The following is a 16420-nucleotide window of genomic DNA, read 5'->3' on the forward strand; positions in this document are numbered from 1 at the left end:
CATGAACAATTCTTCTAGAAAGGAGAGACCCATGGAACAGCAGGAAAAGGAGAACAAGGTAAATACGGCCATTTCCGAAGAACCGGACGACTGGACGGCGGCAGAGTGCTCAGAGGACGCCCCGTCGGAAAAGGAAGAGCAACCGAGCCCCGAGCCGGATGCATCCGCCGAGAATCGAGGGCGCCTGATCCTGGCCGGATTGGTTGCTACTGCAATCCTATCATGCATAGCCGTTCTGGTAGCGGGCACCATTCAATTGACCTCAAGATGGTTGATCGTATGTCCGACGGACCTGCCGGTCAATGATCCGGCACCCATTCTGTGGGACCAAATGGTTTCGGGCAAGGCTGCTTCCGCATCGCTTGGCGTTACGGAGAAACTTGCATTCGAGGTAAGGTTCAAAGGCTCTTTGCCTGAGGAAAAGACGGGAGACCGTGGCCGCCGCTAAATGGACACAATGCTTGCAAGGCCCGTGGGGTTGTAGCAAGTGTCAAAAATAGTGTGCGATTACGAAAAGCGGTTCCTGGGAATTGGTAGGTGCCGGCCTCCGTGCCGGCTCATTTTTCTGATACAAATCAACTAGTTCGGTCCGGCAGGGACGCCGGACCCTACCCAATCTTTGAAATCTCTCTTTGCGACAATGTCAGAAGTTTTGGGGAATGCCATAAAGAATTTGCCAAAATTCTTGTCCGATTTAGGGGCCTGTCATTGCTGTAGATGTTAGATAATTCGTGGACAAGATAAGCTAACTGGACAGAGAACCTGCAATGGGTATGCGTCGCTGAACAATATCCTATGCAATGCGGCAGAAGCATCAATGCCTTGTTATTGGTCCTCAAATCTCCTATCCGACTTCTTCACATCAGCCTCCTGCAATTTACCGTTAAGCCACCCTACGCTTTCCGATTGCCGATTATCGAATTCCGGCACAAATGGCTTTATGTCCAGCACTGGTGTTCCGTCTAAAATGTCGATGTCCTGCACGTGAAGTGTGGTCCCGATTATTCCATCGAGCCTTACCACGGAAATGCCGATAGCATTGGGACGCCTCGGGGCCCTAGTGGCGAAAACGCCTCTGGGAGAATCGTCGAGGAACGGCCTAACTTCCAAGGAGTATCCCCGGAAGCCATGAAAGTGGTAGATCAATATGATGTGGGAGAATCCTTCCAGGTCTTTGAGACCCGTTACAAGATCAGGATTCAACTCGACCGTTCCGCGTATCCCCGCTGCGGCTTTCGCCTGGATGGGCATTCCCTCGACATCCTTGAACGGTGAACGGACAATCCCTATCGGCTTGTAGACGATTTCGTGCATAAACCTTTACTCATTTCGGAAAAAGGGGTTTTCAGCCCTCATGGAAAGTCATGGCAAGAAACCTGTCCAACAGCTTATCCAACCTATCCATGTCTCTGTCACTCCTCATGTGACCAAGAATGCCGAGTCCTTCGGTCCTCCGATGGACCTCCTCTTCGTCCTCATCGGATATGAGAATAGCGGCGGTGGTCCAGGCGATCGCCAAAAATTCGGACAAAAACCGGCTGCCTGTCATTTCGTCCAGGCGGTCCTCGATTATCAACAGGTCCGGCGGATTCACTCGGCCCTTGTCGAGGACTGCTCGGGGGTCGCTTTCAATGATTCCGTCAAAACCCTTTCGAGAAAGACTCTCGAGGATTGGCCGGGCCCGGCTGCCATCGTTGACAATGACGACGGCTCTTAACTGCATATCATCCCCCAAAGTGGCGGGCGCTGCAACGAACCCCGGGAATGTCCGCCCTTTTGCCAATCGTTTCCAGGCCACAGCATTTCATGGATTATTCCCGCAGCAACTCCCCGGTACACAGCCCTTATTTGAGGGAGTCCCTCCACAGCAGGTGCCGCTTCCGGCATGGCCTTGTTCATTGCTAATCACCGGGGGAGCAGGCGCAGAGAGGCACTCCTGCAATTCTGCACTGCCACACGATTTGCAAAGGATTTCATCGGAATTGCGCCCTATTCCCACAAGCAGCTCGCTGGTGGAACCGCAATTCGCGCATAAGTACTCTTTAATTGGCATGATGTTCGTCCTATTGAGGTTATCCCGACGTCAGCCGTTCAGTAGACCTTCAAGATGGTCCGACCGACTGAAGTTCTCGACCTTTATGGCCACGGAAGTCACCCAGTCCACGTCCTGAATCTTGGTCCTTATTGAATTCCCGAGGCTATACGCCATGGGACAGACCGGCGACGAAGGCCGAAACACTAAACTCACTCTTCCCGGGTCGCGCACTTGTAGCTCATGAATCAGGTCCATTCTCATGATACTCAACCCTGTCTCAGGATCAATTACTTCAGATAACATTCGTTCTATTTGGCGTCTTCGATCTTCCAACTGGCTCATTCGCTCTGCTCCTGAGCCAGTTCGTTGGCTTCCAGTCGTTCCCATATGCCCCGAATACTCGTGCTCGCGGGGCCGTCTGCTTGTTCCACAACAGTGCGCCTTTGAACCATAGCCTTTATGACTTCGTCGTCGTACGGTATGCGGCCGAGCACCGAAGCCCCGCGGTTCTCGGCTTCTCCTTCGATCCTGCCGGTCACTTCTTGATTCATGTCAGCCTTGTTCACAATAACTGACGCGGGGATTCGAAAGCTTTGCACCAGTGTGAGCACACGCTTCATATCGTGCAAGCCCGAAAGCGTCGGCTCAGTGACTATCGCGACGTGATCCGCTCCGGTAACCGATGAAATCACGGGGCAACCCACTCCGGGCGCTCCGTCCACAAGTATTAATCTGCTCCGCTTTTGCTTCGCCAACATTCTGGCCTGATTTCTAACGAGCGCAACGAGCTTGCCCGAATTTTCCTCGCCGGGAAGCAAGGCAGCGTGAACCATTGGTCCGAAACGCGTCTCGGAAATGAACCAACTGCCATTCAAGGCTTCTTTCAGCGCTATTGCAGACTCAGGGCAAACGTGAAAGCAGACTCCGCAGCCTTCACAAGCGAAAGGATTTACTTGAAGCTCTTTGGAAATGGCGCCGAAGCGGCATGCTTCGACACAAGCTCCGCACTGAATGCACTTCTCCTCATCGACACACGCCTTGATCCCAGCCCGGAAGTCTTCTCTCTGCATGATTTCCGGCCGCGCGAGGATGTGTAGGTCTGGGGCGTCGACATCGCAATCAGCAAGAACCTTGCTTTGGGCCAGATACGCGAAAGCTGCCGTGAGCGATGTCTTTCCCGTGCCGCCTTTGCCGCTGATGATGACCAGTTCTTTCATAAAGCGCCTATCCGCACGGCTTGCTGCTGGCTGCCCACGAGATTTTGGACCCTCTGAATCATTTGCAGAAAAAGACCTATATAATTCGGGGCCGAAGTGACAAGCAGATCGCCTCTGGCATAGCCTTCGGCAACGTTTCGATCGTTGGGGATTTCGGCAAGAATCGGAATGTCTTTCTGGCGACAAAAGACCTGCACCCCATTGTCGCCGATGTCGGCCCGATTCAGGACCACTCCGAGAGGGATGCCGAGCTGCGTGACCGCGTCCACCGCGATGCTCAAATCATTCAGCCCGAACGGAGTAGGCTCGGTCACCATGATAATGAAGTCCGAGCCGGAGACCGTGTTGATCACCGGGCAAGAAGCGCCGGGCGGAGCGTCGAGAATTGCTATTTTATCAGGATCGACCTTGGCCTTCACCGCTCTGATGAGCGGGGGGGACATGGCTTCTCCGACCCTGAGCACTCCTTGAACGAACTCTACCGGTCCGGCGAACCCTGTCTCTACAACCCCCAGCTCTCGGGAACCTTCACGGATAGCCTTTTCACGGCAGAGAAGCCAACATCCCCCACAGCCATGACAGAGTTCAGGGAAGGTCAGCACTTGATCGCCAATTACGATGATGGCGCTGAAGCGGCACACTTCTCCACATTTGCCGCACCGGGTGCATCTGTCCATATCCACGACAGGCACCGGCAGGCTCACCACCTCACGCGTTTTGAGCACCGGCTTCATAAGTATATGGCAGTTCGGTTCCTCCACATCGCAGTCGATAAGTTGAGCACGGCTTCCCAGCACCGCTGCAAGGCTCGTCGCAATCGTGGTTTTTCCTGTTCCGCCTTTTCCGCTTGCTACACTGATGATCATGTTCCTGCCGCTCGCTGGTGAATTACCAATCGGGTATATTGACTCCCATGCTCATCTGCCCTTGACAGGGATTGTTTCGCGGGCATAGGGACCGGAAGAGGCTGAATCACTCCCCATCGCTGGAAGTCTTGAATTCAGCTTCTTCCGGGTCCCTTCGAGGGAGGCTACCTCATGCCGACCGCAAAGAGCCTTAATTGCCGGGTCGACTACCAGTGGGCCTCCACGTTGGCTTTGCTGGAAAATTTTACATTCCCGAGTTGCAACCGCTCTAAAGCCTGTTTCACTGTGCCGGATTGTTCGACCACTACTTTTATGCCCGCCGCTTCAAGAGTTCTGAAAGCATTGGGGCCACAGTGGCCGGTCATTAGTACGTCAACTTTCCGGTCAGCCAACAGTTTTCCTGCCTGGATGCCCGCTCCGCTGAGCGCATTGGCTCCTTGCACATTGTCCATGGCTTCCACCATTGTTCCGTCCTTCTCGACAATTATGATATAGCGAGCCCTTCCGAAACGCGGATCAATCGCAGAATCCATCTCTTTGCCCGTTGACGTTATTGCAATCCTCATGGCGATCTCCCATATCTCACGGCATGACGCCGCCGCATACCTGGTTTTCCGATATCAATTGAAGCCGGCCTTGGAGTAGGTAATCCACCACAGCGCCGACGGTTTCGCCTTCCGGGCCGTAATAGACTTCGATCCCCATTTGTCGGAACCCCATGAGCGGGCGCATGCCGATGCCACCAACAATAATTGCATTGGCGCCGCTCTTGTGAAGAAGGCTAACAGGGGCCTGGCAACCACCCTGGACATGGGGGGGATTGTGCACTACCGAGACATCACTGACTTCGCCGTCTTTCATGTGTACCAGTGTAAAAACCTCGCAGTGCCCGAAATGCCCCGCCCGCATGGCTTCGAGTCCGCCAGGATGCATGGATGGAATGGCTATTGTCTTTAGCATATGAATATATCTCCTCATAAGTGTTGGTCATTTTATCTAGAATACGTCTTCTTTTGCCGAAATCTCGCTACCGCGGCCTGCAAAAGTGCGAGCCGTGGGCGGCAGCTACTCTCAAGGAATGGCGCTCTCCATGCACACCAATCATCCGCCCAGGCCCGTCAAGAAAGTAAAACTCGCGGTTACTCTTTCTTTTCCAGTTCGCTCAAGCGAGCCTCCATAGCGGCTAGTTCCTCTTTAGTTGCTGAAATGTCAGCCTTGAGAGCCCCGGCTTCGTCGGTTGGCCTTGCCAAAGAGGATCGACCGAAAGGGAACCGCCACCCTCCACCGCCAAAGCATCGCCCACGGCCTCCGCCCTTAAACGAACTGCTCCAAGAAAGCCCGCGTGTTCCAGTCCTCTGCCCGCACTGTCCGCGGCCCCAACCCGTTCGAGGTCCGCCGCCCGCTGGTCCTGTTCTATCGAATCCAGGCATGCTTACACCCCTTTCTGAAACAGGTCCTGTGCCTGTCCCTTTTCTTTTTCAATTTGGCGCAACAGACCTCTTCTCCTGCACATGCCGCGGCCGGGCATCATGTAGCAGGGATCCGACAACTTTCCGTGCCTTAAAGCTGCCAAAACCTCCGAAATCTCTCCTGCTGTCCACGGGATGACTAGAATGCCTTGCCGGGTAATTTGATCCTCCATCCAGCAGCTAATGCCTCCGCAAATGAGCAGCTCGACCATCAGTCTTTGCAGGCCCATCGGCCGGGCTAGGCGTGGAACAACCGACCAGTCCTGGTCCTCCACAATCTTGTCCTCCTCCGGATCCTGCAAGAAGATCAGCATTCTCCTGCAGCAGTCGAAGACGGGGGCAATTCTGCCTTGGTGTTCGGGGATGGCAATTCTCATCGTTGCACCGGCCCCTGATAGTTCAACTCTCGTGCCAATTGATGAGGCAATACTAATAGCTTGATTAAGTTGGGTTTACGGCTTAGCCCTCTCGGCTTGGCTCGACCGTCTATTGCAAGTTGCACCATCTGCGGAGTAAAATAATTGCACTTTGCATAAACTTCTTCCCGGCCTACAGGCGGTGGTCATGAACCCTGAAAAAGATCTGAGCCAAACGGAAATGACAATGATCCTGAACTCCATTGCGGACGGGGTCTTTACCGTTGATGAGAATTTCATTGTTACGTCATTCAACCGGGCTGCCGATAAAATCACAGGCGTTTCCGTGCAAGAAGCTCTGGGCAAGCCGTGCTGTGAGGTATTCCGCGCGGAGATCTGTGAGGGTGATTGCGCGCTGAAGCGCACCATTGTCTCCGGCAAGCCTGTTGTCAATCACGCTGTCTTCATCTTGCGCGCCGACGGCACGCGCGTCCCCATCAGTGTAAGCACCGCGGTGCTCAGGAACGACCAGGGCCGCATGGTCGGCGGAGTGGAGACTTTTCGCGATTTGACCCTTGTCGAGGCTCTCCGGAAGGAAGTCGAGCAGTCGTTCACATTCGAGGACATCATCTCCCGGAACCCAGGGATGCAAGGAATGTTCAGCATATTGGCCGATGTGGCGTTGAGTGACAGTACCATCCTCATCGTGGGGGAGAGCGGGACGGGCAAAGAACTCATGGCCAAAGCTATTCACAACCTGTCGTCCCGTCGTGATGGACCGCTTGTGACAGTCAATTGCGGCGCTATTCCCGATAGTTTGCTGGAATCGGAACTATTCGGGCACAAAGCCGGCGCGTTCACCGATGCCAGGCGTGACAAGCCGGGGCGCTTTGCCCAGGCGCACGGGGGGACCATTTTCCTAGACGAAATAGGCGATGTGAGCCCTGCCCTTCAAGTGCGCCTATTACGAGTGCTTCAAGACAAGAGCTTCCAACCTCTCGGTGGAACTGAAACCATAACTGCCGACGTACGTGTTGTTGCAGCGACGAATAAGGATCTAAAAGCTATGGTGGCCGAAGGCAAATTCCGCGAAGATCTCTACTACAGAATCCAGATATTCAACCTCGCTCTCCCACCTCTTCGCGAACGCAAGGAGGACATCCATCTTCTGGCGCAACACTTCGTGGACCGCATGAATCGACTCAAAGGAAAGGACATTGCAGGCCTATCGCCGGAGGCCCTTGGGGCATTCATGAGGCACGATTGGCCGGGAAACATTCGAGAGCTTCAGAACGCAATTGAGCACGGGTTCATCCTATGCCACGGAGGGCTCATCGAGGTGCGGCATCTACCTGCTCATTTTCGATCCGCGGCCCTGGCTCCTGAAAGCCTGCCGATTGGCTTGACGCTCACTGAAGTTGAGATCCGGGTCATTAAGGATGCTTTGGCAAGTAACCAAGGAAACAAGAGTGCTACCGCCCGTGAACTGGGAATAGACAAGACCACCCTCTGGCGAAAGATGAAGAGGTTTGGCATCTCCAACATTGCTCGGCCGGCCTCGCCGAATCAAGTGCTAAATGGTGACCACTTTTGAGCATCGCTATAAACGAAGCTCCAAGGAGTACTATTCATTGCCTTTCTTGGACCAAAGAACTAGAGTGGTTACTATACCCCCGAGTATTAACGTCGGCCGCGAGAACTAAACACCCTCGGCCCATCGGAGTTGTTCGCCCCGGTACCCATGTTAGGACAAGGTGAGGCCAGGTCCATGCGACAACGGTTTTATTATTACATTGAAGGAAAGCTACCCCAGGACCCGTCGCAATGGAAATATATTCGCAGGGAAGTTGAATGCGATGATACGTTTGACGGCGAACTCATTATGGTTGCTTTCCCGATTAAGACCATGAAGGAAATCTCTTCTGTGCTCTCTCATTTTCAATTGCGCGAGGATCCGGAATATTTCCTTAGTGAATGCAAAGAAATGGTGAGCGTTCCCGAAAAACATGTGGACCAAAAGGGCAAAGGTAAAATTGCCTTTCAAAGTTATTTTCACACATTCCCCGATTCAATCAATTCATTCTTCGACGACGCGGTCGTAATAGTCATTCTTCATCCTCGAGTGGCCGACAATTCTATTCACAGGGACTACAGCATCATCGGTTATATCCATGTTAATCGTATTGAATTCAAGTCCCCTGATGGGGAGGTGCACAAAGGTTACTATTACAATATGCTTCGCTTAAGTGAGACCACCATTGACGGCGAAGCCATCTTCCGCAGAAAGAGAATTTTTACTACACTTTTCAACGTCTTGTTAGACGTTGCAATAGTGGAAGATGTGAGTTTCACGTACGCATCCATGGGCCGGGAGAATCAGGCGATCAAAGACGCTCTCAAGATGAATAGCGAGCGTATCGGGAGGTTTTTTGAAACCTTCCCTGTGACCATCAATACGCACATCAACCTCATTTTTGGTAGCAGCGGCGCAGGGAAAAGGTTGGTGGATATTTCGAATGACAAAGAGGCCCTGCACGAATATTACCTGAGGATTCGCGAAATCAGGGGCCGATATCTCTTCGACCAACTCCACAGTGAAGAGAAATTCTCCAGTATGTTAGACCGCATTCTTAAGTCGTCCCCCACCAGTAGGGTCTTTATGTTGCCTGACGAGGCCGGAAACATGGAGGCCGCCTGCCTGGCCATCAACTGGGGAGACTATTTGCACTTGAAACTCAAGAACCCCAAAGGGTTCTTCAAGATGATCGATTCAATAGGAATTAAGGACAAGATCCTATATGTTACTTTGCTGGCCGGGAAGCCCTCCAGCGCTCGTCAATTGGTCAAAGGCGTTGCCTATAAGTTTCGCAAAGAGCATGGAGTCCATGTGACGTTGCTCACCAGTCACGACGGAGATCCTTACATTGACGTGAAGAAAAGTATCATTCATGATCCATATGTTTATATGATCATTATCAAAGATCGTATGGACGTATATGAGGCGATGAGAGACCATAGTAAAGATGAAAACGGTAATGTGCGCCTATTTATAGATACTCCTATGCTTTAGATTCCTCCGGTAAGCGAATTCAATATTCTCGAGTAACCATTCAGTCTTGCGGGGGTGGAAGGGATTTTTAGCCCTGAAGGGGCGTACCAATGGTAGCCACGGGTGTAACCCGTGGACCGGAAGCACTGCCACAGCCCTGGATCACCGACCCTGAAGGGGTCGACCAATCCCGAAGTCCAACTCACATTCATGGTCGACCCCTCCAGGGTCGGTAATCCAAATGATTGTGTGGGCCATTCTCCACGGGCTTACGCCCGTGGCTACCGTCGGGCTGCCCCTTCGGGGCATGGGAGACGCTCCCGCACGTAAGTGAATGATTACATCCTCGACAGGCTTGTTGACCCTCGACTTGGCTCACAATACGCAGGGGGCATATTGGAAGCCCTATGTCGTGGTAGACTTCGGCGACGGCCGCTGAGTGTACGTATCGGTTAATATGTTTTTCTGAAGCTTTCCCATGGCATTTCTGGGCAGTGCATCCAGAAAGAACACTGCCTTGGGACACTTGTACCCTGCAAGCCGCCCCTTGCAGAATTGGATAATGTTTTCGGATGACACATCGGGCACGTTCTCTTTGACCGCAACGACCGCTACGACCCGCTCACCGAAGTCTTCGTCCGGCAGGCCTATTACCGCGGCTTCTCTGATCGCGCCATAGCCTTCCAGCACGTTTTCCACTTCTTTTGGATACACGTTGTACCCGCCGGTGATGATCAGTTCCTTGGCTCGCCCCACAAGATACAGCCTGTCGTTGTCCGAGGGGTCCTGGTATCCCAGGTCGCCGGTTTTGAACCATCCGCGGTCAAAGGACTCCTGCGTCTTCTCCGGCATCCCCCAATAGCCTTTGAACACATTTGCGCCGCGCACCCAGACTTCCCCCACGTCCCCGGGGGTCACATCTTTACCGGTGGCCGAGACTACCCGGACCTCCACCCCCGGCAACGGGAATCCCACGCTCTTGGCCCGTCTGCCAGCAGTATCGAGGGTATTCGACGAGATCATGCCGGTTTCGGTCATGCCGTAGCGTTCCAGGATTCGGAATCCCGTTGCCTGCTCGAACCGAAGGAACTGGGTCTCCAGGAGGGGGGCCGAACCGGAGGTGAACAGCCTCATGCTCGTTAGATCGGGTTTTGTCTCCAGCCCGTCCCATTGTGCCATGAGGCGCTGATACATGGTGGGCACCCCCATCAGTACGGTGCACCGGTGCAGACCCAGTGCCTCCCACGTCCTGAGAGGATCGAACTTCTCGTGCATGATTATCGTCGCGCCCGCGTTCAGGCCTCCGTGAAGCGCCACGAAGAGGCCATGGACATGAAAGAGCGGGAGCACATGTAGCAGGATGTCCCGGTCGGTCCACCCCCAGACTTCGTGCAGAGCCGTCATGTTGGAAATCAAGTTGTCGTGGGTGAGCATCGCACCTTTGGGCTTCCCTGTCGTACCCGAGGTGTAACAGATTACGGCCGTATCGTCCCCTTGAGCAGGATATCGTCTTTGATCGCTTCGTGGGTCCTTTTCCAGCACGGAAGCAAGGGAAACGGCTCCCTCGGTTCCTTCGGAATCCACGAGAACCGTTTTGATTCCCCGGAGCTTTGCGATTTCGTCGCGGGCCCGTAAAAACTTCTCCAGATCGGTGAAAAGGAGCCGAGCGCCGGAGTCCGAGAGAAAGTACATCATCTCCTCAGGCCGGTAGTCGGTATTGAGCGGAATGACTATTCCTCCTACCGACAGAACAGCCTGCTCCAGGAGGATGAATTCCATGCACTTGGGCAACTGCAGAGCGACGCGGTCTCCGGGCTTGAGGTCCAAGCTAGCCAGGAGATACGCATAGCGGCTTATCTGCTTGTCAAGGTCGCCATAGGTGGTGATGGCTTCTTCAAATATGATTGCGGGTTTGTTCGGGTATCGCCCGGCCGTTTCGGCAAGCCGCTTCGCAAGGTTCATCACCGGTTCCTCCTGATACCGAAAGCGTTTTCCACCACGGTTCCCGACTTCAACCCATCATCTTGGCGGGAAGCCACAGAGCCAGCTCCGGGAAAGCACAGAGCAACACGATCAAGATCAAGTCGAGGATAAGAAACGGCACCAAATCCCACAACACCTGCGCAAGGGGCACGTCAGGAGCGATGCCCTGGACCACGTAGAGATTCAGGCCCACCGGCGGCGTCAGCAAACCTACTTCGAGGTTGACCGTCATAATGACCGAGAACCAGACCGGATCGAGCCCCAGCCCCTTGATCACGGGCAGGAGCATAGGCGCGGTCATCAAGACGATGGCAGCCGGCGGAATGAAACACCCCAGGAGGAGCAACAGCAAGTTGACGAACAGCATGATTCCCCATTTGCCCAGGGGCATTTGCAGAATCATCTCCGCAAGGGACTGCGTCACGTACAAATCCGAGCAAACGAAACCGAACAGCGTGGCCGCAGCCATTATCATCAGTATCATGGTGCTGTCGTTCAGGGCGTGGGTGAGCATTTTGACAAACCCCTCCACCTGGTAGAACTTGTACACCACCATCACCACGATTATGGCAATTACCGCACCGACCCCTGCGGCCTCGCTGGGTGTCGCCCATCCGCCGTAAAGGGATACCATGATCCCGACAATGATCAGGATGAGGGGAGACACCTTCACGAGGCTCTCCAGCTGTTCCTTCAAGGTGAAGTGTTCGATAGGTCCGCTCTGTGCGGAACTCTGCGCAGTCTTCACAGGGGTCGCTTTTTTGCGGGCAAGAACTGCGAAGTAGAAGATGATCCATAGCGAACTCATCACCACCAGCAAGATCCCGGGTATGACCCCCGCGATGAAGCACCTCCCTATGGAGGTCTCAGTGGCGACTCCGTAGAGGATCATCGTAATGCTCGGTGGTATGAGAATACCGAAGGTCCCCGCGTGAGCGACCATGGCACAGGCCATGCTGGGAGAATAGCCCCTGCGCCGCATCTCAGGAATTCCGACGCCCCCGATGGCAGCCGCGGTGGCCGGACTGGAACCGCAAAGGGCGGCAAATACTCCGCCGGCCATCATGGTGCTCACCCCGAGACCCCCTGGGAGCCGATAAACCCAGCGATGCATGGCCTCATAGAGGTCCTTGCTGGCCCGGGAGACCGACAGCGGAGCGCTCAGCAGGATGAACAACGGTATGGACAGCATGGCAAAGCTGTCCATGCTGCCGTAGAGGACATGAGGCACGGTGTCCAGGAGCCTGGGTGAAAAGATCACGATGTAGACCAGCGAAATGCCGGTCAGGCCCGTCCAAATAGGAATACCGGAGAAGAGCACGATCAGGGCGCTCAAGAAAACGACGACGCTGAGAGTTACCTCACTCATGCTCACCTCGCTTCCCGGGCCCCGCATCCGCGGTAATCGTTATGTCCTTGAGTTCGGTTCGCGCCGCCTGTTTGTCAAAGGTGCCAGCGCGAAGCAGGACGATCCTGCTGCGAACCTGGACCAAGGACTGGAGGAAGACGAGCGTAACGCCGAGAGGAAGGAAAATGTACGGAATCCAGAGAGGAGGCCCCCAAAGAGACTCACTGTGATCGTTTCGTACCACCGCTTCCCACCACATGGGCCACGCATACCATGCGATGATCACGCAAATGATGCAGCTCAAAACCCCGGTAACGGCAAGCAACGTCTCGCGAACGCGTGGCGACAGATATATGATAAGCAGGTCGATGTTCAGGTGGTGTTCACCGAGTTGTCCGTAAGCCGCGCCCACGAAACACGCATACATCAACAGGAAGACGGAAAGCTCCACCTGCCATGTCGTTGACCAGCCGAGGATTTTGCGAACAAGCACCCCCTCCGTGGTGACCACTGCCGCGGCCAGGAGGCACAGCGCCCCTATCAGACCGGTGACCTTGCTCAGCACCTTTGCCACGGCTTCGAGCTTTTCCCAAAAGCCTGAATCCTTAGACTCCATGACCAGTTCCCTCCCGATTGGCGCAATACAACGAGTCCGACCTCACGCTGCGAGCCTGCACGGACAATTACAGGCCCTACGGTTTCCCCATGGCCTGGATGGCGAGATCCAGGAACTCCTTTCCTTTGGGAACGGTCTCCTCGTAATTTTTCCACGCGGTCTTCCGGGCAAAGTCCAGCCACTTGTCGAACTCTTCTTTCGTCATGTAGTGAAGCTGCACTCCCGCCTTGGTGAACTCGGTGATCAGGCTTTCCGTGTCTTTGGCAAAGTTGGGAATGACCCAATTCCGCTCCATGTCCTGCGCCACTTCCTCCAGGGCCTTCTGCTGCGCGGGCTTGAGGCTCTTCCAGGTCTTGAGTGAAATAACCAGCGGTTCCGCCATGAACCAGATTGCATAGTCCCGCGGCACGTTCATGAACTTCAACTGCTCGTACAGCCGGTAGGAAACGAACGAAGACGTTGAGGTGAGACAAGAATCGAGCACGCCCGTGGACAGGGCGTGGTAGATCTCGGAAGAAGGCATGCTCGTGATGGATGCGCCGGCCTTCCCCAGCATGAACTCGAACTTCTTCCCGGCAGCTCGCATCTGAAGGCCTTTCGCATCCTCAGGGAGCCGCACTTGCCTGACAGTGCTGCCGATACCGCCGTCCAGCCACGTCCATAGGAGGATTTTCACTCCGTTGGCTTCCAGCAGTTGGGAGATTTTCTGCCCTATGGGCTTGTCTTTCCATGCCATTGCCTCCTTCATGCTCGTGACTGAGCACGGCAGAAGGGTGATGGAAAGCTCCGGCACCTTCCCGGCCGCATAATCCAGGGGAAAGACGCTTAGATCCAGAGACCCCTGTCTCATGGCATCCCACTGTTCTTTCGGCTTGAACAGGGAACTGGCCGGATAAATTCGGAAGTTGATGTCCTTCCCCAGCTTTTTGGACACATTCTCAGCGAAGACCCGGACGAGTTGATCGCGAACGTCACCATCGGCAAACTGGTGAGAAACCTTCAACGTGGTGGCGCATTGTGCAACAGGGGTGCAGCACATCACTAGAGCTACGGCTGCAATCCCCAACCAGACTACCCTGAGGTTTTCTCTTGCGAAGACCATCTGTCCCTCCTTTGGACATCCTAAATGACGGGTCATGCCGCTCCCCCTTCGCGTACGAAGGCGTCGGGGAGGACCTTCCTGCGGGAGGTTTCCCCAATCATGGCCGTTAGACCGGGAATCGGCATCAAGTTGACCCTCCTAGTGAAACCTGCTTGTCAGTCGTCTCAAATTCGTTTTCATACACCCTCCTGAGCGCTTCGCACTGGTTCATGAGATGCCTCCTCATGAGTTCCTCGGCCTGGACCGGGTCCCTCCTCCGAAAAGCATTCAGCAGCTCACGATGCTCGTTCATGGAGGCCTCGAAGCGATCAGGCTGATAAAGCTGCCGGTACCGGTAGAGGAGGATCTTCTGCCTCAGGGTGTTGATGACGTCATTGAAGGCCTTATTGCCGGTCATTTCCTGAATAAGGGTATGGTACTTATGATTGACGTCCAGGTATTTTTCGTGATCTTCATCTTCGAAGTGTTTTTCCAGCCTCTGATGGAGTTTCTCCACCTTCTTGAAGTCTGGGTCGGTCATCCTCTCCGCGGCCAGCCTGGCACACGTGCCTTCCAGAATGGCCATGACTTCGAACATATCCCTGATTTCTCTCATCGACGGCCGTGCTACGTAAGCCCCTTTGTGAGCGACCAGATCAATGAGTCCCTCGGAACTGAGGAGGCGGTAGGCCTCCCTCAGTGGAGTGCGGCTTATTCCCAGCTCCAGACACAGGTCTTTCTCAACGAGCTTCTCTCCCTGCTTGAGGAGGCCTGTACGGATCATCTCTCGGATTCTCCGCGCCACCTCCTGGGAGAGCGATTTGACAGTTATTCTACTCATAGATCACGATGAATCGTTAATGAAGTTTAGCAGTTATGAAATCGGGTTTGTCGGGTTACTTGTTTGGATTGCGACACCGCGCCCGCGACTACGGGCCGTGTATTTCAGGCGGAAATAAGAGTAACGTACTTTGTCGGCGACTCCATCACATGGGGCACCGGATCTTGCATTTTGTATACAAAATACAATAAGCCTGTCAACAAAAAAATCTTAACCCCTACCATCCCGGCTTGAACAACTAAAGTAACCGCAGGATGTCCGGGGGGCTAGCCATAAGTGCTAACTTGTAGGGGTTGCCAAAATTTCTTTCCGATTTGCTTGGTGGCATCACGTCATTCCGGCGAACTGCCATGACGTGTTGGTCACAACGGAACATGAAAATACCCTTTGACGAGAAAACCATGGCATCCTCAAGAAGCGAAAACAGATTGAAGAGGAGGTTGCCATGGCTCGCAAAGAGGATAGCAAAATAGTGCAGGTATTGCACCCGATTTGCTGTGGTCTGGATGTTCACAAAGATTCGGTCACCGCATGTTTGATCGTGCAAACACCTTCCGGTGAGCGCATCGAGCAGCGCGAATTTTGCACCTTTACTCGAGATGTGAGGGCCCTCAAACAGTGGCTCCTCGACAACGAATGCCCGGTCGTTGCCATAGAGAGCACCGGAGTCTACTGGCGGCCGGTGTTCAATGTTTTGGAAGGCTCTATTCAGGTGATCTTGGTCAATGCCCGTCACACCAAGCATCTGCCCGGTCGAAAGACCGACATGTCCGACAGCAAATGGCTTGCCGGCCTTCTGAGACATGGTTTGGTACGGGGAAGCTTCATCCCCGAGGAACAGATACGACAGTGGCGCGACTGGTGTCGCCAACGCAAAACCCACGTAGATACGGTAGGTGACTATAAGAGGCGCGTTCACAAGATGCTGGAGATGGCAAACATTAAGATCGGCTCGGTGATAAGCGACATCTTCGGAGCCACCGGTCGAAATCTCATCCAGCTGCTCATGGGTGAGAAGCCCATTACCCTGTCCGACGTGGAGGAGTGCTTGCGAGGCAGCCTGGCTCGGAAAAAAGACCGAAAGCAAAAAACCTGGGAACTCTACGATGCTATTCAAGGGTTCTTCGGAGATCACCAGCGCGAAATCTTGAAACCTTTGCTCAGAATCATTGGTCTTCTCGAAAACGAAATTGCTCTGATTGAGGCCCGCCTGCAGCAACTTCTCGCACCACACCAAGACCTCATTGAGCGTATGGTAGCAGTTCCCGGAATTTCCTCTGTGTCGGCATGGGCCATTATTGCCGAAGTAAGCCCCACCCTTGTGGCATTCAATACCGTTCAGGCATTTTCTTCCTGGTGCGGTGTCGTCCCAGGGAATAACGAAAGTGCGGGCAAGAGAAAGAGCGGAAGGAGCCCGATCAAAGGAAAGATGATCAAGACAGTACTTATCGAAGTGGCATGGGCTGCCATCAAATGCAAGCATTCCTATTACGGGGACAAGTACTTCCGTCTCAAGGCACGCCTCGGGTCCGCCAAGAAGGCCATTGTTGCGATTGCCC

20 protein-coding genes are annotated in these 16420 nt (G+C 54.1%); 4 read left to right on the forward strand and 16 right to left on the reverse strand.

Annotated elements, in window-relative coordinates; translation table 11 throughout:
• The first annotated feature begins 31 nt into the window (after positions 1–31).
• The gene (locus HY913_07390) at positions 32–448 is read left to right on the forward strand and encodes a hypothetical protein (GenBank protein ID MBI4963081.1); all 417 of its coding nucleotides are present in this window, start codon (positions 32–34) and stop codon (positions 446–448) included.
• Positions 449–825: 377 nt separating this feature from the next.
• On the opposite strand, the gene tsaA is transcribed toward HY913_07390, so the two are convergent.
• The 10 genes from tsaA to HY913_07440 form a co-directional block, all read right to left on the reverse strand.
• Positions 826–1314, reverse strand: coding sequence for a tRNA (N6-threonylcarbamoyladenosine(37)-N6)-methyltransferase TrmO (tsaA, locus tag HY913_07395; protein MBI4963082.1), 489 nt, complete (start codon positions 1312–1314; stop codon positions 826–828).
• Positions 1315–1345: 31 nt separating this feature from the next.
• Entirely contained in the window at positions 1346–1723 is a 378-nt protein-coding gene (locus tag HY913_07400; GenBank protein ID MBI4963083.1) for a hypothetical protein, read from the reverse strand.
• An 81-nt stretch (positions 1724–1804) separates the two neighbouring features.
• Positions 1805–2053, reverse strand: a complete 249-nt coding sequence (locus HY913_07405; GenBank protein MBI4963084.1) for a zinc ribbon domain-containing protein — start codon at positions 2051–2053, stop codon at positions 1805–1807.
• A gap of 30 nt (positions 2054–2083) precedes the next feature.
• Positions 2084–2377 (reverse strand): iron-sulfur cluster assembly protein, encoded by a 294-nt coding sequence (locus tag HY913_07410; GenBank protein MBI4963085.1) that lies wholly within the window; start codon positions 2375–2377, stop codon positions 2084–2086.
• Positions 2374–3252 carry an ATP-binding protein gene (locus HY913_07415; GenBank protein ID MBI4963086.1) on the reverse strand — a complete coding sequence of 293 codons (879 nt, stop codon included), beginning with the start codon at positions 3250–3252 and terminating at the stop codon, positions 2374–2376. Before HY913_07415 ends, HY913_07410 begins: the two co-directional genes overlap by 4 nt.
• Positions 3249–4118, reverse strand: coding sequence for an ATP-binding protein (locus HY913_07420; protein ID MBI4963087.1), 870 nt, complete (start codon positions 4116–4118; stop codon positions 3249–3251). The genes HY913_07415 and HY913_07420 overlap by 4 nt, the downstream gene beginning before the upstream one ends.
• Before the next feature lie 206 nt (positions 4119–4324).
• A complete protein-coding gene (locus HY913_07425) occupies positions 4325–4684 on the reverse strand; it encodes a NifB/NifX family molybdenum-iron cluster-binding protein (GenBank protein MBI4963088.1) in 360 nt (119 codons plus the stop codon).
• Positions 4685–4700: 16 nt separating this feature from the next.
• The gene (locus HY913_07430; protein MBI4963089.1) at positions 4701–5078 is read right to left on the reverse strand and encodes a NifB/NifX family molybdenum-iron cluster-binding protein; all 378 of its coding nucleotides are present in this window, start codon (positions 5076–5078) and stop codon (positions 4701–4703) included.
• Positions 5079–5257: 179 nt separating this feature from the next.
• Positions 5258–5548: a DUF5320 domain-containing protein gene (locus HY913_07435; GenBank protein MBI4963090.1), complete on the reverse strand. Its 291-nt coding sequence runs from the start codon at positions 5546–5548 to the stop codon at positions 5258–5260.
• 2 nt (positions 5549–5550) lie between these two features.
• Positions 5551–5964, reverse strand: coding sequence for a hypothetical protein (locus HY913_07440; protein ID MBI4963091.1), 414 nt, complete (start codon positions 5962–5964; stop codon positions 5551–5553).
• Between the two features lie 187 nt (positions 5965–6151).
• Between HY913_07440 and HY913_07445 the strand changes: the two genes are divergently transcribed.
• Both HY913_07445 and HY913_07450 read left to right on the forward strand, forming a co-directional pair.
• Complete coding sequence (locus HY913_07445; GenBank protein ID MBI4963092.1) at positions 6152–7537, forward strand: sigma 54-interacting transcriptional regulator; 1386 nt, start codon at positions 6152–6154, stop codon at positions 7535–7537.
• Between the two features lie 174 nt (positions 7538–7711).
• The gene (locus HY913_07450; GenBank protein ID MBI4963093.1) at positions 7712–9013 is read left to right on the forward strand and encodes a hypothetical protein; all 1302 of its coding nucleotides are present in this window, start codon (positions 7712–7714) and stop codon (positions 9011–9013) included.
• Here the strand turns inward: HY913_07450 and HY913_07455 are convergent.
• From HY913_07455 to HY913_07480, 6 genes are all read right to left on the reverse strand, one after another.
• Positions 9010–9204 carry a hypothetical protein gene (locus tag HY913_07455; GenBank protein ID MBI4963094.1) on the reverse strand — a complete coding sequence of 65 codons (195 nt, stop codon included), beginning with the start codon at positions 9202–9204 and terminating at the stop codon, positions 9010–9012. The two genes, HY913_07450 and HY913_07455, sit on opposite strands and share 4 nt — an antisense overlap.
• Before the next feature lie 193 nt (positions 9205–9397).
• On the reverse strand, positions 9398–10954 hold the full coding sequence (locus HY913_07460) for an AMP-binding protein (protein MBI4963095.1): 1557 nt from the start codon (positions 10952–10954) through the stop codon (positions 9398–9400).
• A 49-nt stretch (positions 10955–11003) separates the two neighbouring features.
• The gene (locus HY913_07465) at positions 11004–12344 is read right to left on the reverse strand and encodes a TRAP transporter large permease (GenBank protein MBI4963096.1); all 1341 of its coding nucleotides are present in this window, start codon (positions 12342–12344) and stop codon (positions 11004–11006) included.
• On the reverse strand, positions 12337–12939 hold the full coding sequence (locus HY913_07470; protein ID MBI4963097.1) for a TRAP transporter small permease: 603 nt from the start codon (positions 12937–12939) through the stop codon (positions 12337–12339). The genes HY913_07465 and HY913_07470 overlap by 8 nt, the downstream gene beginning before the upstream one ends.
• 76 nt (positions 12940–13015) lie before the next feature.
• On the reverse strand, positions 13016–14041 hold the full coding sequence (dctP, locus tag HY913_07475; GenBank protein ID MBI4963098.1) for a TRAP transporter substrate-binding protein DctP: 1026 nt from the start codon (positions 14039–14041) through the stop codon (positions 13016–13018).
• Between the two features lie 124 nt (positions 14042–14165).
• On the reverse strand, positions 14166–14804 hold the full coding sequence (locus HY913_07480) for a GntR family transcriptional regulator (GenBank protein ID MBI4963099.1): 639 nt from the start codon (positions 14802–14804) through the stop codon (positions 14166–14168).
• Positions 14805–15306: 502 nt separating this feature from the next.
• Here HY913_07480 and HY913_07485 point away from each other — a divergent pair.
• The coding region (locus HY913_07485) for an IS110 family transposase (GenBank protein ID MBI4963100.1) at positions 15307–16420 on the forward strand (1114 nt) is incomplete at its 3' end.

It is taken from the genome of Desulfomonile tiedjei (assembly GCA_016212925.1).
Classification (GTDB): Bacteria; Desulfobacterota; Desulfomonilia; order Desulfomonilales; family Desulfomonilaceae; genus JACRDF01.

Coding starts and splice junctions, on each gene's coding strand:
- HY913_07410 (MBI4963085.1), bottom strand. CDS start 2,377: ATGAGCCAGTTGGAAGATCGAAGACGCCAAATAGAACGAATGTTATCT.
- HY913_07435 (MBI4963090.1), bottom strand. CDS start 5,548: ATGCCTGGATTCGATAGAACAGGACCAGCGGGCGGCGGACCTCGAACG.
- HY913_07450 (MBI4963093.1), top strand. CDS start 7,712: ATGCGACAACGGTTTTATTATTACATTGAAGGAAAGCTACCCCAGGAC.
- HY913_07445 (MBI4963092.1), top strand. CDS start 6,152: ATGAACCCTGAAAAAGATCTGAGCCAAACGGAAATGACAATGATCCTG.
- HY913_07390 (MBI4963081.1), top strand. CDS start 32: ATGGAACAGCAGGAAAAGGAGAACAAGGTAAATACGGCCATTTCCGAA.
- tsaA (MBI4963082.1), bottom strand. CDS start 1,314: ATGCACGAAATCGTCTACAAGCCGATAGGGATTGTCCGTTCACCGTTC.
- HY913_07465 (MBI4963096.1), bottom strand. CDS start 12,344: ATGAGTGAGGTAACTCTCAGCGTCGTCGTTTTCTTGAGCGCCCTGATC.
- HY913_07430 (MBI4963089.1), bottom strand. CDS start 5,078: ATGCTAAAGACAATAGCCATTCCATCCATGCATCCTGGCGGACTCGAA.
- HY913_07440 (MBI4963091.1), bottom strand. CDS start 5,964: ATGAGAATTGCCATCCCCGAACACCAAGGCAGAATTGCCCCCGTCTTC.
- HY913_07470 (MBI4963097.1), bottom strand. CDS start 12,939: ATGGAGTCTAAGGATTCAGGCTTTTGGGAAAAGCTCGAAGCCGTGGCA.
- HY913_07480 (MBI4963099.1), bottom strand. CDS start 14,804: ATGATCCGTACAGGCCTCCTCAAGCAGGGAGAGAAGCTCGTTGAGAAA.
- HY913_07405 (MBI4963084.1), bottom strand. CDS start 2,053: ATGCCAATTAAAGAGTACTTATGCGCGAATTGCGGTTCCACCAGCGAG.
- dctP (MBI4963098.1), bottom strand. CDS start 14,041: ATGGTCTTCGCAAGAGAAAACCTCAGGGTAGTCTGGTTGGGGATTGCA.
- HY913_07455 (MBI4963094.1), bottom strand. CDS start 9,204: ATGAATGTGAGTTGGACTTCGGGATTGGTCGACCCCTTCAGGGTCGGT.
- HY913_07425 (MBI4963088.1), bottom strand. CDS start 4,684: ATGAGGATTGCAATAACGTCAACGGGCAAAGAGATGGATTCTGCGATT.
- HY913_07420 (MBI4963087.1), bottom strand. CDS start 4,118: ATGATCATCAGTGTAGCAAGCGGAAAAGGCGGAACAGGAAAAACCACG.
- HY913_07415 (MBI4963086.1), bottom strand. CDS start 3,252: ATGAAAGAACTGGTCATCATCAGCGGCAAAGGCGGCACGGGAAAGACA.
- HY913_07400 (MBI4963083.1), bottom strand. CDS start 1,723: ATGCAGTTAAGAGCCGTCGTCATTGTCAACGATGGCAGCCGGGCCCGG.
- HY913_07460 (MBI4963095.1), bottom strand. CDS start 10,954: ATGAACCTTGCGAAGCGGCTTGCCGAAACGGCCGGGCGATACCCGAAC.